Consider the following 16,141-nt stretch of genomic DNA (forward strand, 5'->3'; position numbering starts at 1 on the left):
ATTGTTTTACTCTTTATAATAATAGTGTTCAGCCACCTGTATAGGACACAACAGATGGCCTATTGCTAAACTTGTTTTATAAGTTTTAATTTTTTATAAAAATCAGATCAATCAATAATTTGGATTCTGTCCAATATTCGGATTAATTCGTCTTTCTACTGCTGGTATCGGCCATAGGTACTGTTTAGATTTATCAAACTTACGTTCGATTAAAACTTTTACGTCTGCCCCAAAACCGCTATAATCCGCAATACCATTTTCATCCAATGGTGTTACCCCCGGGAAAGGCCATTTACTCCTATCTTGTTTATCCGGATCAGGCAAGCCTATTACTGGCTTTGTCAAAACAACTTCTGCCAAGCGCCATCTAATCAAGTCCATATAACGAAGCCCCTCTTTTGCAAACTCCACTCTACGCTCTCTACGGATTACCTTCAGCAGCTCCTTAGCATCCATCGTTTCGACAGCAGGATAGTTCGTCACATCTCCAACTTCTACAGCATAAGCGCGTGCACGTATTTGATTTACTGCATTTAATACAGACTGATCTAACTCTCCTAATTCCACCTTTGCTTCTGCATACGTAAGCAAGATTTCCGGATAACGCATCACGATAAAATCATTATCTTCTACCAAACGATCGGCCCAGGTCTGATCGATCCCTTTCTTCCACAAAAACCCGGTATAGCTTGCAAAAGCTGCCACTCCTCTCGAATCTTTATTGCTTACCTGTCTGCCAAATTTTTCGCTGTACACCGTTAATGAATCGGGGTGCGGCGTATAATTAAAGCCTAGCCACTGTGTATCAAACGGCACGATAGAGGCAGTTAAGCGGGGGTCACGGTTTGCAAACGGATCTTTTGGGTTATAAATAGCTGATTCGTCAATAGGTTTCCCCTCAATAGTCTCATATGCATCGACCAAATCCCTGGTTGGCAACCAAGCTCCAAAACCTCCTGCATTCCTCGATATAAAGTCCTGCACATAGGCTGCGCCATTATTTACATTATTTTCCTCGCTCTTCGGTATTAAAAAAACCATTTCTTTACTCTGGCTTCCCTGCTTAGTAAATACAGAAGCATAGTCATCATGCAATTCATAGATCCCTTTGTCTGCCAATTGCATCACCTGTTGTGCGGCATCCCGTGCCACAGCCCACTCCTCCACGTATAAGGCAAACCTTGCTTTTATTCCAAGTGCTGCTCCTTTAGTTAAGCGTTTTACACTCCCCGAATAAGCCTCTGGCAACACCTTTGCTGCTTCATCCAGTTCATCAAATATAAACTGCGTGATCATTTTCTTATCATTACGATCCTTTCCGTACGACTCTTCTAAAGTCAATACACCATCTATAAACGGCACATCTCCAAAGTGCGTTATCAGCTTAGCATATTGATAGGCACGTATCACACGCATCTCCGCTGATAAACGGCTAATTACACTTTCGGCCGTGTTAGCGGCAGCTTTATCTTTATAGTGTAAGAAGGAATTAACTCTAGCAATAGCTTTATAACACACCAACCAATAATTCTTTACGTTGCCATCCTCTGAGTTCATCGTCCCTCCGATCACGGCATTTGTCAATTGTGCGCGGTGCCATTCATTATCCGAATGCAGTTCATTGTCGTTTCCCCAAAAATCCAATCGATATAAATCATTTACTGCCATCTCGAGTTCCGTTTGATTTTGGTAAAAATTCTCGTTTGTTGCTTCTGACAAGGGGTTTAAATCTAATTTATAGCAGGAGCTCAGCGTTAAACCTAAAGTTACTACTATGTATATATATTTTTTCATCATTGTTTCAGTTAATTGGTTTATTAAAATCTTACACTAGCACCGAACAGGAAGGTCCGTGTTATCGGGTAGCTGTAATTGCCTGCTTCGGGGTCTAAATACTTAGGAAACTTGCTTTTCGAAAATAAATCATTCACTGCTGTGTGCACACGAATATTATTTATACCCACTTTTTCAAACACACTGTTCTTAAATGTATAGCCTAGCGTAAGGTTCTTAATACGGAAATACGAACCGTCAATCAACCAGTGATCCGACAAAGCGTAATTACTGCTGGTTGATACCCGAGACAGCCTAGGATAAAATGCTCCTAAATTCTGCTCTTCGGTATTAGCCGCACTCCAAAATCCGCCTACCAGCTCTTCCGGAAAACTACCAAAGCCTTCTGCAAATGGTTCTATTGCCTCACTATTCAAACGGCTCAAACGTTTTGCTACGCCCTGAAATACCAGGCCGAAATCAAAGTTTTTATAATCCAAGCGTATATTACCTCCATATTGAAAGCGTGGTAAAGCACCGCCCAGCAACTCTTTATCGTCCGGCGTTATCACGCCGTTACCATCCACATCTACATACCTAAAATCACCAACTTTCGTATTGGGATTCATCACAGGACCTTTTGCCAACTCCTCTTCATTTTGAAAAATGCCATCAAACTTATAGCCATACCACTCATTATACTCGCTGCCCTGCCGGATTATCTGATCGCCTAAAAACTCTGTTCCTTTTAAACTCCTGATCTTAGATTTAGCATCTGATATATTAAAAGCTGCACTATACTTTAATTCGCCTACCCGATCAGACCAACCTAACTCAAGCTCCCAGCCTTTTACACCTAACTCTCCGGCATTCTGATTTGGTTTATCATATCCTAAATACAAAGGAATATCCAGTGGCAATAAAATATCATAGGTTTTCTTATCATAATAATCAGCGGATACCGATAGCCTATTATCCAAAAAAGACATATCCACACCAACATCTAGGGTTTCGCTGGTTTCCCAAGATATGTTTTGCACCGCATACACCTGTTGTCCTCCGCCTGGCAGCGGTACAATTTTTCCATTCTGATAAAACAATGCATTTGTAAAATCTATCTGCGCCTGATACGGATAATAACTAGAGTTTCCATTTCTGTCTAAAAGGCGCTCATTTCCTGATTTACCCCAAGAAGCACGCAGTTTCAAGAAATTAACATAAGGATTATCCTTCAAGAAGTTCTCCTCTGTCAGCACCCATCCTCCTGAAACCGAAGGATACACCGCTTGCCTATGTCCATTGGCAAATCTCGACGAACGGTCTGCACGAATATTTCCCTGTATATAATAGCGGCTTTTATAATTATACTGTAATCGGCCAAAGAAAGAATGCAGATTGGACTCATTCGCAGAGCCTGAATTATCTCTCAGATCGATAGCGCCGGCATTCAGGTAAGGAAAGCCAACTAAAGCAAAACCGTTTCTAGAAGCCGCCAAGCCTTCATAATGTCTATAATTCTCTTCAAAACCAGCCAGTACATCAAAATTATGATCTTCCCGAAGCGTATAATTGTAATTGGCCAACAACTGTGTATTGATGGAGTAGTTTTCTATACGCGATTCATTTAGTGAAGTTCTTGACCTATTTTGCGCTATAACACGTGCCGGGTCATTTAAATCGGTGTATTCAATTTTCTTAGTATAATTCTTCACCTTATCAAAATCAAGAATCGGAGCTACTTGCGCTGTTAGTGTCAAGCCTGCAACGGGCTTATAACTGAAGGCGATGCGTGCCGATAATTGATTAAGCTGCGTGCGTTTATTCCCTCCATCATATATTTCAGCTACAGGGTTGTCACCGTCTTTTCCCGGTGCGTAGCGTCCATCTTGGTAATAATCATCGTAGTAAGCAGGGAGTGTTCGTCCTCTATAGATCACATTATAAGGCACTTCGTCTGTATTCGTTCTCTTATAGCCTAAATCAAGTTTTAAATCAAATTTATCCGATATTTTCAAGTCATTATTCACCCGAGCCAGCAGGCGTTCGTAATCGTAATTATCATAAAATGCTCCTTGTTTGGTATAGCCTAAAGAGGCCTTTGTTTTCAGACGGTCATTTCCACTGGTAAACACAAGTTCATGTCTATTTCGCAATGGATTATCGTTGGTCATCACCGCTTTTTGCCAATCGGTATTCGGGTACTTATCTGGATCATTGGCATGATTCGACAAATAATTATCTATATGATCTTGCGCATACAATGGAGAGCCTCCGTCGTTCACGAGTTGCTCGTTAAAATAACGCATAAAATCTTGTATGCCTACATATTTAGGCAAAGCTGTAACCTCTTGCACCCCCAATTCGTATGCGTAGTCAAAACTCTGCTGTCCAGCTTTTGCCCTTTTTGTTGTTATCAAAATCACGCCTGCCGCACCTCTCGACCCATAAATAGCTGCTGAGGCTGCATCTTTTAATACGGTCAAACTTTCTACGTCCATCGGGTTTACGTGATCTATATTATTCACCGGTGATCCGTCCACAATAATCAGTGGGCTATTGGTACCTATGGTTGTAATACCGCGTATTAAAATACTCGAACTTCCTCCGGGCGCTCCACTACTGCGTGTTACACTAACACCGCCCATACTTCCTTGCAGCGATTCGGAAATCTGCACCGTTCGCCTGCCCTCTACATCTTCCGAACCGATAGTCTTAATAGCACCTGTTAAATCTTTTTTCCGCTGCGTCCCGTACCCTACCACTACCACTTCATCCAGTCCCTGGTTAATCGGTTCTAAAGAAATCAGTAGTTCCTTATCAGAAACTTGTTGTTCATAATTACTATAACCTAAGTAACTAAAAGTTAACATTTCATTTAGGCTATTTACCTGTATAGTAAAAGCCCCATTTTGGTCAGTACTGGTCTGCAAAGCACTTGATTTTGCAGTAATACTTACCCCTACTAATGGCTGTTTGTTTTGTGCATCCAGTACCTTTCCTTTCACTTGCCGGCTTTGCGCCATCAACATACTACTATTAAAAAGTAGCAGAACCAACAAAAATAAAGTTGTTTTAATATTCATATATTTGGCTTTAAGGTTTACAAAAAGCTTCCTTATCACTAGAAAGCAAGACAAACTTAACCGTACTGTAGTAGGATAAAGAAGAAAAACATAGCCAAAATACACCCAATATTATGCACAAGATAAATGACAGTCAATCAAAAAGTTAGGTATTTCAAAAATGCATTTTGAACAGGTATTTATATACTATAATTTACTCTACTAGTAAACACACAGTCAAACAAATAGTACTTTACTAATCATCGCTTTTCTAACGTCGGTATAAAACTGAATAAAGAATAGAATCAATTATCCATACTACTGATTCACTTCACAACATACCTTTACTTTTTACTACTATAAAATGACTACACATTAATCTATTTAAACGATAGTCTAATGTGTAGTCAAAGAACAATATTCCTTTACTTTTCATCAAGAAACATAAGCTCCCTACTTTAACTCTATAAAACTTTTATCTGTATAAAAAGTATCAATCGACTTACTTTCTGGCAGATACAGCGTTCTATAAGAGATAGGAGCTGCTGTTTTTACATTTTTCAAAACAACCTTATTATTAGCACTTTCAATTTCTTCCGTTTTAAAGAGAGAGGTCACCTGTACGTTCTCTTTATCCGTATAATTCAGTTCAACGGCTACCTCAGTCTTAGCAAAAGCAGCATAAAACTGAATTAAAAGGTCTGAATTATGATGGTCAAATGTAGATTCTTTAATTAACCTGTTTAACAAAGTTTCTGTAAAATCTTCTCCATAGATATTTACAGGTATTTCATATGCAATTGATCTCGATTTACCTCCGTCAGTCGAATAAAACTCCAAGGTGTAACTTCCTTGTTCTATTGGTTTTTCTTTGCTTCCAATATAAAATTCCACCGAATCTTTAACAGCGTGTTTGGGAACATCTACAATGATAGAATCTTTTTTACTATTCCAATAGACAATTAATTGTTTAACCCTAGGATCACTCATCCAATAATTAATCAACATTCTGTTTTTACCTGGAAATGCATGCGCAGAATCAACCCGGCCAACATAAATTATTTCCCCGTCTTTCATATACACCTCATGTACATCATTCATTTTAGAACAACTCAACAAAAAGGATAAACTCACTATAGCCACAAAGAATAACGCACTTATTTTTATATATTTCATTGTCATTTACATTTCTTAAATTGATTGTTATTGATTTTCATTTAAGGGCTTACCCCAAAATGATAGTTCAGCCAAAAACACATTTGGCGAATTTGTCCAAGTTTTTACCTTTTTAAATCTTATGTAACGAACTGGTGGGGCTTCTTCAGAAAACTCAAATTCTTCCCCCAGTGCTGCTAATGCTTTATCTTCAGTGGATAACTTGTCTGCAGCTAATGGATCTGGACCTGAAGGTTTTTCAGATACCCCTGTAGTTAATAAAGTCCACCCATTCCAACTACATGGATCTGAGTTGGCTACAATTGGATCATTAGTCCCCCATATTTCAAATTCTTTAGGATGGTGCAAATTAAAGTACCAACCACTTCTTCCCCAAAATTTAAACCTAGAGAGCTGTGCTTTAACTCCTAAATCAATTGTAAAAAAGGAATTTAGCCCATTTTGACTATCATTTAAATAATATGCTGTTCCTTCGTTAGTTATCCCATTCCACAATACATTCATGCTTTTTGCTCCCCAAATATTCATTTCTATGCCTGGGCACAAACGCATTTCTTTCCATAAAGCTTTATCTAATATCTGTTCTTCGAATGGTACTTCTGTTACATATAATGTATCTGTTCTATTTCCATACGTATCACGAACATATACTCCGAAACTGCTTTCTACAGCTTCTTGGTTTCTAACAAAACCAATCCCCTTGGTTATAGAGGTATATAATTTTTCAATAGACGACCAATTATTTTCGTTATCTTTTTTCAATACATCTATTAGCACTTCTTCACTTTCAGTATTTTCCCAGCTTACTTTAATTCCCCCAAATGCAGGTTCTACACTAAAACTATTATAAATATCAAAAATTGGTGAATCTTTAGGTTCTATTTCAACAAAAATTGGTTCTGACTCATTTTGACTACGGTCTACACATCTCAACTCAACAATCGATTTTCCTGATCTAGAGAAGCCCTTAATCGTGATTGAACTAGAGAATGCTGATGTTTTTTGAATTTTAACCTCTCCTGAAGGTAATGTATATGTCGCTTTTACATATAATAAATCTGCATCGCCTGGCAGGGTATAATGAATAGTAGCTCCTCCTTTTAAATTCTCTACAAAAGGGTCTATCAATTCTTGTGGTGCGGTACTCTCTATAGGAAATTGGCCAATTCTTTCCTCGTTACATGAATACATAAAAACATCGAGCAGAAGAATCAAAATTATATAAAATCTATTTTTTTTCATCATTATATTATTTATCGTTCATTTAAAAACTCCAATTTTGGTTTACCAATTTGGCGTTTGTACTAAATTGGCGTTCACCCTTAAATTGTATTCTTTAACAGGGAATAAATAGTCTCTATTTTTAAACTGTGGAACAAATAATGTTTTAACAGTGTTAAACTCATCTACTGTTTCTCCATCAGCATTTAATCCTCGTATTGGCTGATTATACCATTTAGCCGCTGTTTTCCATCTTTTTAAATCCCAGAACCTTTTTCCTTCAAAAGCTAGCTCGATCATTCGTTCTTGCTGTATAATCTGGCGGAAACCTTCTTTGGTTTTAGGTTTAGTAGGATATTTAGAGTACGCTGCCCAGCTTTCAATAACACCTAGCAACCCTGCTCTTTCTCTCACTATATTTATAGCATCATAAACTCTTTCATCTGGTGTCACTAATGCTTCATTTAAAGCTTCTGCATATAACAAATACAAATCAGCTAATCTCACAATTGGAAATGTCGAGCGTACTGTCACTTTAGAGGTAGCCGAAGTTGCGACATTTTCAAAGTGAGAGCTTTTTCGAATCCAATACCCAGAAAGTGAGTATCGTAAGGCTCCATTTTTTCCTTGCACTTCTCCTTTTTTTGTTTTAAAGACCCATGGTTGCTCCGACAAATTTCCTTTTCCGACATCTTTGACCCTTCCATTGCCAAACCATACACTACCATCAAAAGCTAAATTTGCATAAAACCTTGTTTCTCTGCTAATATTGATTTTAGCAGTTATATAGTTAGGTTCCACAAAAAATTTATGATCAGCTGGCGCTTCTACTGTCTGAAATCTATTTACATAATCGAAACTTATATCCTCATCCACTGGCACACCATTATTTGTATAAAACAATTCTGCCATTCTTAAGTCAGGGACCATATACGGATCTGACGGCGTCCACATATTATAATCTCTAAGAAAATAGGGCGCAGTTGCATACATATAATTATTCAAGGTCAATTTAGCTGCCGTCCAAATTATTTCTTTATTCCACTTATCTGCAAATACATGGCGAAGTGTCATTAATAAACGAGTTGAGTCCGACAATGCCGTTGGGTATTCTTCAAATTGATATAACCTATGTCCCGCCAACAAAGCTGTATCTATAGCATTTTTAGCTGCTAACGCAGCCTTTTCCCATTTTTTTTCGTCGTAAGCTTTACTAAATAAAGCAACACCTCTCTTGTCAACATAACTAGCGAAATCTGGATTACCATTAAACAAAGGGCTAGCCGCTGTCGCCAACACCTCTGCTTTTAGTGCTAATGCAATAGGTTGCGTAATTCTCCCCAGTTCTGATGCCCTATTCGCAATTTCGATAGGCAAATCTGGCACAGCTTCGTCTAAGAGGTCGACAATATAATTTATCACATCATCAAAAGGCTCTCTATAAACCCTTACCTCATCTATACCCGCATCAACATCTAAGCTTGTCCTTTGGATGGGTATACTTCCGTACATTCGTACAAGATAAAAATGATAGTAAGCTTTCAAGAACTTCACTTCGGAGATCCATCTCAATTTTTCTTGTTCGGATAAATCAGCTTCTAAATTGACAATATTTTCCAGGAAAATATTACAATCTCTTATAGCTTTAAATAGTGGCTTACCTCCATATTCTCCGTCCCAATAATTAAAAATCGGACTGTTAACATTTAACTCTCCCTTTCTCATCCTCATTCCCCTATAATTGGTAGCTCCATAAAAAGGATCTTCTATACCCCAAAACTCATCGCTCCCTTGAATCGCAGGATCATCTGATATTACACCTAGGTTTGGCAAATATTGATAACATGTAGCTAAAAATTTTTCTGCACTTGTACGATCTAGAAATGCATATTCCAATGTTGCCACATTATCCGGCACGATATCCAAGTATTTATTACATGAATATGTTATTGGCACTAACACCAATAAATAGTATAATATTTTTTTCATTTCGAATTACTTATGTATTTAAAAGTTCATTTGCAAACCAAGGTTGTACACCTTTTGAACAGGGTAACCTAAACCATTACCAGCCATCTCTGGATCCCACAACTTAAATTTGCTAAAAGTCAATAAGTTAGTTCCCGACACATATACTCTAAAAGTAGTAGCACCTAAACGAGAAATTATATGTTTTGGTAAGGAGTATCCAAATTCGAGAGACTTTAATCGCAAGAATGTACCATCACGCATAAACCATGTACTCTGTTGTGTATTATTAGGGATTGATCGATCTGCGAGCCTAGGCCACAGTGCATAAATATTCCTATTATCCTCAGACCAATGATCATTTGCATATACTTCTAACAATGCGTTTTTCGATATTATGCTTGCGTTATCATCTGTATCAATAAAAGGTGCGGTCTTCACAGGATCTATCCAAAAAGACTCCCTTGCCAATCCTTGAAAAAACATAGACAAATCAAAACTCTTATAACCAGTTGAGAATCCAAATCCATATATAATTTCAGGCGTCGTTGGATAACCAATTGGGACCATATCCAGGCCGGTTATCTGACCATCTCCATTAATATCTCTATATTTAATATCTCCTCCCATAACCTCTCCAAAAGCCTGCGTTGGTGAATTAACAACTTCAATATCATCAACAAACAAGCGTTCTGCAATATAGCCCCATGTTTGAGATACGGGTTTACCGATTTTTGACAGCCATGGAGTTAAAGAATTATCTACCTCTTCATAAACTTGAAACTTTGCAGTTGAATATGTAAAATTAGCTCGACCAGTAATCCAAAAATCTTCTGTTGCAACATGGTTATAATCAATTGAAAAATCTACACCTTTTCCCTTTGCCTCTCCTATATTTGTTAGCGGAGTTGCCTGCAGTCCCATGCTTGAAGGAATGCTTGCGCGTGCCATTAAAATATTTTTCTTATGCTCCGTATAATAGTCTGCTTGGATCTGCATCTTATTAAACAAGCCAAGCTCAAAACCTAAATTCATCTTAGAAGAAGTCTCCCAAGTAATCTTATCATTAGCGTAGCGGCTAATCGTCACTCCATTTACAGTTTGATCAAAATTCTCTCCCCATACAAAAGATTTCCCAGGATCGTTTACATTAACTTGTGATAAATAATAAAATCTGTCGTTCGCATCACCAATAGCATCATTTCCGACTAAACCATATGTACCTTTCAATTTTAGTTTTGACACAATATTATTTAAACGGTCATTCCAAAACTTTTCATTTGATACTATCCAACCAAAGCCCATAGATGGAAAGAACCCAAAACGTTCTTTCATTGCAAACCTTTCAGAACCATTATATCCGAAATTAAACTCAGCAAAATATCGACTATCGTAGCCATATGTTGCACGTCCTGACAATCCTAAATTTCTAGAAGGCAAAGAGAGTAATAAAGTAGAAGCATTAGGTTTTAAACTCTCTCTACGCACACCAACAAGCAATCCGTTTACTTCATGTTTATTAAAAGTTCTTGAATAATTTATAGCACTCTCTAAATAGGTAGATGTATTAATTTCTTTAGGTCCTTCTTCATAATTGAGATATTGAGTTCCTGTTTCGGTATTCAACTGCTGTAACATATATTCTCCGGTATGTTTATCATATGCTACAAGTGAATATAAGTATGGATTGTAAGCGCGTTTAACATCGAAGTATGATGACCTTGTGGTACTTAATAATCCTCTTATCGACAGACCTTTGGTTATGAAATCTAACTTTTGCTTAATCTCAAATTGCGCAAGCATCATAGATTTTGCATAATCCTTATACCCTTTTACCATATCTGCATATGGATTTATATACTGCCCTTTGTCGTAATTACCAAAAAGTGTGTGTGTCACATAAGAATATGTACGATCTGATTTAAAAAATGGTGGAAATAACACTGGATCGGACCTCATTACCTTATTATATAAATCTTGTCCCCCATCAATAGGTCCTTTGTAGTCATCAAAAGTTCCACTTAGACGTACAACCGCCTCTGTTGTTGGTGTTAAATTAATATTGACATTCGCTCTAAGTAGATATTTCTTGAGGTCAATATTATTATTGAAGTTATTATTTCTATCAACCTTTAAAACACCGTTGTCTTTACTATAACTTCCTGCAACGTAATATCGAGCAGCTTTACCACCTCCACTTACATTAAGATTAGCCCTTTGCGTTGTAGTATAATTTTTAAAAAGCATTTTATACCAATCGTTAGCTGGATAAATCTGTGGATCAGCTCCTGCAATTGTATTATCAATTTTATCGTAGTCATATATGATAGATTTTAAAGGATCTCGAGTTGTAACTGCTTCATTATTTAACTGCATATATGTCACTGGATCAGCCAAATCAATATTTCTAGTTGGTGTCGAATATGAGTTTTCTAATCTGAAAGATAATTTTGCTTTTCCTTCTTGCCCCTCTTTTGTTGTAACCATAATCACTCCGTTTGCTCCTCTCGCACCATATAATGATGTAGCAGCTGCATCTTTCATTATAGAAAAAGTTGCTAAATCATCAGTTTGCAAACGAGCTAGATCTGCTGATGTCATTTCTACTCCGTCAATCAGGATTAATGGACCTCTAGCATACGAGAATGTGGTTACCCCTCTGACGAAGAAACTAGCATCATCCTGTCCAGGTTCACCACTTCGTTGATAGGCTATAAGGCCAGAAACACGTCCAGCCAAAGCTGTTGTGAGATTGCTACTCGGCACACGTAGCTCTCCTGGCTTAACTGTAGATATTGCAGATACAACACTTTCTTTTTTTTGTGTTCCAAATGCTACTACAGTTACTTCCTCGACACTAGCTTCTGTCTGAACCAGCGTAACATTTATAGTACGTTGAGTATTTATGGGTATATTTTGCGAAATATAACCAACCGAAGTAAATAACAATGTATCTTTAGAACTTGATACATTTATTGTATAACTTCCGTCCCGCCCTGTCGCTATACTTGTACTCGTACCTCTCACAGACACCGTAACATCCGCTAAGAAATTTCCATTTTCATCTTTAACAATACCAGTTACTTTTTCAGACTGATAATAATCAAAATCAGTTTTTTTAGTCTTCGTATCGGCATTAACATTCGTATAAAAAAAAGTGAATACAGATACAATACTTAAAATCTTAAGTTTATTCATATTTAAATAATAGTTTTATAATGGTTGTTGGTTAATCACGAAAATATAGGTCCGCAAAGCTTTTGCGCTTTACCAACAAATTCGTCATAACATTAATCAATTAGTTAGAAAGCATCCAATTACGGATATCTTTATGTCTTTTTTCATTTGTACCAATAGCAATGGCCTTTTTGAGGCTTTTCTTAAGAAATACGTTATTTAAGAATATACCTTTCTATGCTATCTCACAATAATTAAAGACAGTCAATACGCTAATAAATCTTAGATCTACCGCAATTTATTTAGCACTTTTTTCTCATTTTTTTTAGAGCGTCATTAAACTTCATTTTTATTCATACATTTGGGCTTAGATGGTTATCAGTTATACCTTTGTTACAAAAACATAACAAACATATATGTCACTTCTTTAGAAAAAGAAAAATGAAGTATCCAAAGTTTGTACAAAAACAATGAACAAATTAAGACTCAGGTAAACAATAACTTAGAGAACATGGAAAAGAATTATGGACACGTAAATCGAGATGAAAGTTTCAATATATTAGAAATATGCTGTCTAAAAATAGCTACAAAGCTTAATCGTGGAAATTATACCGACTGGAAAAATAGTGATTACATATACTTAAGTGCAGAACTAAGAAAGAAAACCAAAGTTTATATCAGTGAAAACACACTAAAAAGGATCTTTGGAAAATTAGCCACATCAGAAGAGTATACACCCCAAAAAGCGACGCGGGATGCGCTCGCACTTTACATCGGCTACCGCGACTGGGAAGAATTTGTCAAAGTAGAAAACACGAATAGAAAGGCCTATCAACAACTCCCCGAGCAAGCAACCGTAAACAGCACGACCAATGCGACTCTGGAAAATCCGTCAAAGAGCCCTAAGTATATCTATGGTTTTATAGCCGCTTTTGTGCTATTGGTTTCATTTTTTGTATTCACCTACATAAGTTCGCAAGAGGGTAGCTCCATAGATGTAAAATTAGTGAATCTTCACCCTACTGGCTACTCACCACATTCGGCCATATTTAAACTTCAGAATAATACAGGTGACCAGTTGGAGTTAAGCAATTTTAGTATGGACTTTGACAATTGGCGCAGTAGATACCGTAAATGGAACGACAGCGTTATTACATTCTATTATGAGAAGCCCGGTGTATATTATCCCAAATTATATTATAAAGACAAAATAATAGATACACAACGTGTGGTTTTAAACTCTGCAGGATGGGAAGTTACCTGTAAAATGAATCATGATACTACCCGTATGTACCCTATTACTCAAGGAGGAATCGATCTTTTCACCCCGCCAAGCATCTCTTTAAAAGATGTTCACCGTGCGGGTGTCGATACTATGCGTACATTTTTCACTCATTTCTCAAACGTTCAGCCTTTTAATCAATCTGCTGATCAGCTTTCCATAGAAGCATTTATCAAGACTTCGCCCATACGGCCGGGCGTGCGTTGCTCGCAAGTCGATTTACTACTGTACGGCGAGGAAAGCACACATTATTTTGTATTGATTAAACCGGAATGTATTTCCTGGGCAGATTATAAATTTTCAGAAAACTATAAAGGTGGCCGAAACCAGAATTTAGAAAACTTTGGTCACGACCTAAGGGATGGAAAGAAAGTACGCCTAAGCATTATAAATAAAAAGGTCATCATATACCTGGACGATAAGCCAATATTCAGTACTACCTATGAAAAACCTATAGGCCAGTTGCTCGGTATAGAGTTTATGTTTTCCGGCGTCGGCGAAATTAAGGATGTAAAACTATCGAGCTAACACAATCATGCTCCTATTCACGATACAGCTATTCATATCCCGCATAGGCATCCGTCAACTTCCAACTACAATTGGAGAATAAAATTGTTTGCTAAAGGTCTTTATAGCAAACAATTTGCTACATTGAGTATTCTATATATACAATATTCATCTTAACTCTTATCAGCATGCTTGAACAGATTCAAAACATCATCAAAGGCTACGCGCAAGAAGCGGTATCTGCCAATGACAATATTCCTACCGAAAAAAATGAGGCCGCGGCTCAAGCTGCATCCGATTCGGTTATTGACGTCCTTAAACAAAAACTTGCTTCTGGCGATATAAACTCTCTATTAGACAGCTTTAAAGATCAAAAATCAATGGGTGATACCGGGACAGAGATTTCCAATAGCTTTGCACAGAAACTTAGTGGTTTGGGCATTAACATGGACACCGCAAAAACTGTTGCTATGTCATTGATTCCGGTTATTTTAAGCAAACTCGGCCAGTCGTCGGGCGGTGGTTTAAACATGCAGGATTTGCTTAGCCAGTTTTCGGGTAAAGGCGGAGGTATTGACCTATCTACTATCGGGAATATGCTAGGTGGCTCGACTGATAAAACGGGCAAGCAAGACGGTGGTTCCAACGACCTGTTGGGAAAACTTAAAGACCTCTTTTAGCAGCATTGCTGCAGGCGAACCTACCATTCACCTGCAGCAAAACTTACATCATCTCTTAAGCTTTTAAACTCCACTTATACCCTAAAACTGCAAAAGGTATCGTGCACAGCATCACTATAGTTGTTGTGAACAAGGGCGTTTGTGCAAAAAAAGAAACCAAAGCGCTCGCCAAAAAGCAAATCCCCAGTTGAATTGTATTTTGTAAAGCAGCTGCTTTGCCCGAATTGTTCGGAAATGTCTTCAAGGCCTGTGCTACCACAATCGGATAGCAAGCACCATTACAAAGCGCCATCAAACAAAATGGGATCAGCAGTAAAGTCAGCGTCGGCTGCACCGTTATGGTAATTAAAAATACCCCAACCAAACCAATGGTATAACCTGTCAATAGCCAAGGTACCAAACGGCTACCCTCGACCCGGTTAGAAAGTAAACGATAGCCGTATCCTCCTGCCATAAACGCAATCGTTTGGGGCACAAAACTAAAGCCTATCTGACTTTCATTATAGCCCAAATCTTTCAAGAAAAACGGCGACCCTGTCAGCCAGGCAAAAAATGCTCCTGAACATACCGCATAAATCAGCACATTCCCCAGGTATCTCTTCGAGCGCAGTAAATCAAAATACGATTTGTGCTGCCCCTCTTTCGCAGCATCGCCAGGCATTGCACGCTCCACTGCCGTCGCTTTGCTTAACGTAAACGTATAGGCTATAAGCAGCAATGCCAACAGCGCCAATACGATAAATATAGAGCGCCAGGAAAAATAATCCAATAAAAACACCCCAACCAAGGGGGCTAATGCTGGCGAAAGAGCTACCAGTGGCATAATACTGGCCAACACTTTATTCACCTCGGCACTCGGGTATCGCTCAATCACCAAAGCCTGCCAGCTCACTGCAGCTGCACACACGCCAATAGCCTGCACAAGGCGTAATATCAAAAGCGCATGAACATGCTTCGTAAAGTAAATACCTAGCGAGGCAATCACGAAAATGGCCAGCCCCATCAAAATGGCTTTAGGTCGCCCCAGTTTATCAGATATAGGCCCCCACATCAATTGGGCAATAGCATAGCCCCCTAGAAAAAGACTAAGCGAAGCACTGATATTACTCTTCGAAGTATCTAAATCGACACGCATGGTATCAAACGCAGGCAAATACATATCGGTCGCTAAAAAACCGATAATACTTAACCCTGCTAAATACACTAAAAATAAAAAACTATTTTTCTCCTGACGAACCATAACAGCGCTATTTTATTGCGAGCAAAGATAAAACAAATAGCGCAGTAAATCCTTC

General features: G+C 38.0%; 9 protein-coding genes. 2 read left to right on the forward strand and 7 right to left on the reverse strand.

Annotated elements, in window-relative coordinates; translation table 11 throughout:
- Nucleotides 1-111: 111 nt before the first annotated feature.
- The 6 genes from ORI89_RS06160 to ORI89_RS06185 all read right to left on the reverse strand — a co-directional run bounded on the left by ORI89_RS06160 (nt 112) and on the right by ORI89_RS06185 (nt 12,398).
- Nucleotides 112-1,797: a RagB/SusD family nutrient uptake outer membrane protein gene (locus ORI89_RS06160; protein WP_268229566.1), complete on the reverse strand. Its 1,686-nt coding sequence runs from the start codon at nt 1,795-1,797 to the stop codon at nt 112-114.
- Nucleotides 1,798-1,817: 20 nt separating this feature from the next.
- Nucleotides 1,818-4,856, reverse strand: a complete 3,039-nt coding sequence (locus ORI89_RS06165) for a SusC/RagA family TonB-linked outer membrane protein (protein ID WP_268229567.1) — start codon at nt 4,854-4,856, stop codon at nt 1,818-1,820.
- A gap of 432 nt (nt 4,857-5,288) precedes the next feature.
- Nucleotides 5,289-6,011, reverse strand: a complete 723-nt coding sequence (locus ORI89_RS06170) for a DUF4998 domain-containing protein (protein WP_268229568.1) — start codon at nt 6,009-6,011, stop codon at nt 5,289-5,291.
- A gap of 27 nt (nt 6,012-6,038) precedes the next feature.
- Complete coding sequence (locus tag ORI89_RS06175) at nt 6,039-7,256, reverse strand: DUF5000 domain-containing lipoprotein (RefSeq protein ID WP_268229569.1); 1,218 nt, start codon at nt 7,254-7,256, stop codon at nt 6,039-6,041.
- A gap of 39 nt (nt 7,257-7,295) precedes the next feature.
- Entirely contained in the window at nt 7,296-9,221 is a 1,926-nt protein-coding gene (locus ORI89_RS06180) for a RagB/SusD family nutrient uptake outer membrane protein (RefSeq protein ID WP_268229570.1), read from the reverse strand.
- An 18-nt stretch (nt 9,222-9,239) separates the two neighbouring features.
- Entirely contained in the window at nt 9,240-12,398 is a 3,159-nt protein-coding gene (locus ORI89_RS06185) for a SusC/RagA family TonB-linked outer membrane protein (RefSeq protein ID WP_268229571.1), read from the reverse strand.
- 490 nt (nt 12,399-12,888) lie between these two features.
- Here ORI89_RS06185 and ORI89_RS06190 point away from each other — a divergent pair, with 490 nt between their 5' ends.
- Both ORI89_RS06190 and ORI89_RS06195 read left to right on the forward strand, forming a co-directional pair.
- Complete coding sequence (locus tag ORI89_RS06190) at nt 12,889-14,187, forward strand: hypothetical protein (protein WP_268229572.1); 1,299 nt, start codon at nt 12,889-12,891, stop codon at nt 14,185-14,187.
- A 167-nt stretch (nt 14,188-14,354) separates the two neighbouring features.
- The gene (locus tag ORI89_RS06195) at nt 14,355-14,846 is read left to right on the forward strand and encodes a hypothetical protein (protein WP_268229573.1); all 492 of its coding nucleotides are present in this window, start codon (nt 14,355-14,357) and stop codon (nt 14,844-14,846) included.
- A gap of 55 nt (nt 14,847-14,901) precedes the next feature.
- Here ORI89_RS06195 and punC read toward each other — a convergent pair whose 3' ends face one another.
- Nucleotides 14,902-16,086, reverse strand: a complete 1,185-nt coding sequence (punC, locus tag ORI89_RS06200) for a purine nucleoside transporter PunC (protein WP_268229574.1) — start codon at nt 16,084-16,086, stop codon at nt 14,902-14,904.
- Nucleotides 16,087-16,141: the final 55 nt, after the last annotated feature.

Origin of the sequence: Sphingobacterium sp. UT-1RO-CII-1 (genome assembly GCF_026711005.1) — a bacterium.
Taxonomy (GTDB): domain Bacteria; phylum Bacteroidota; class Bacteroidia; order Sphingobacteriales; family Sphingobacteriaceae; genus Sphingobacterium.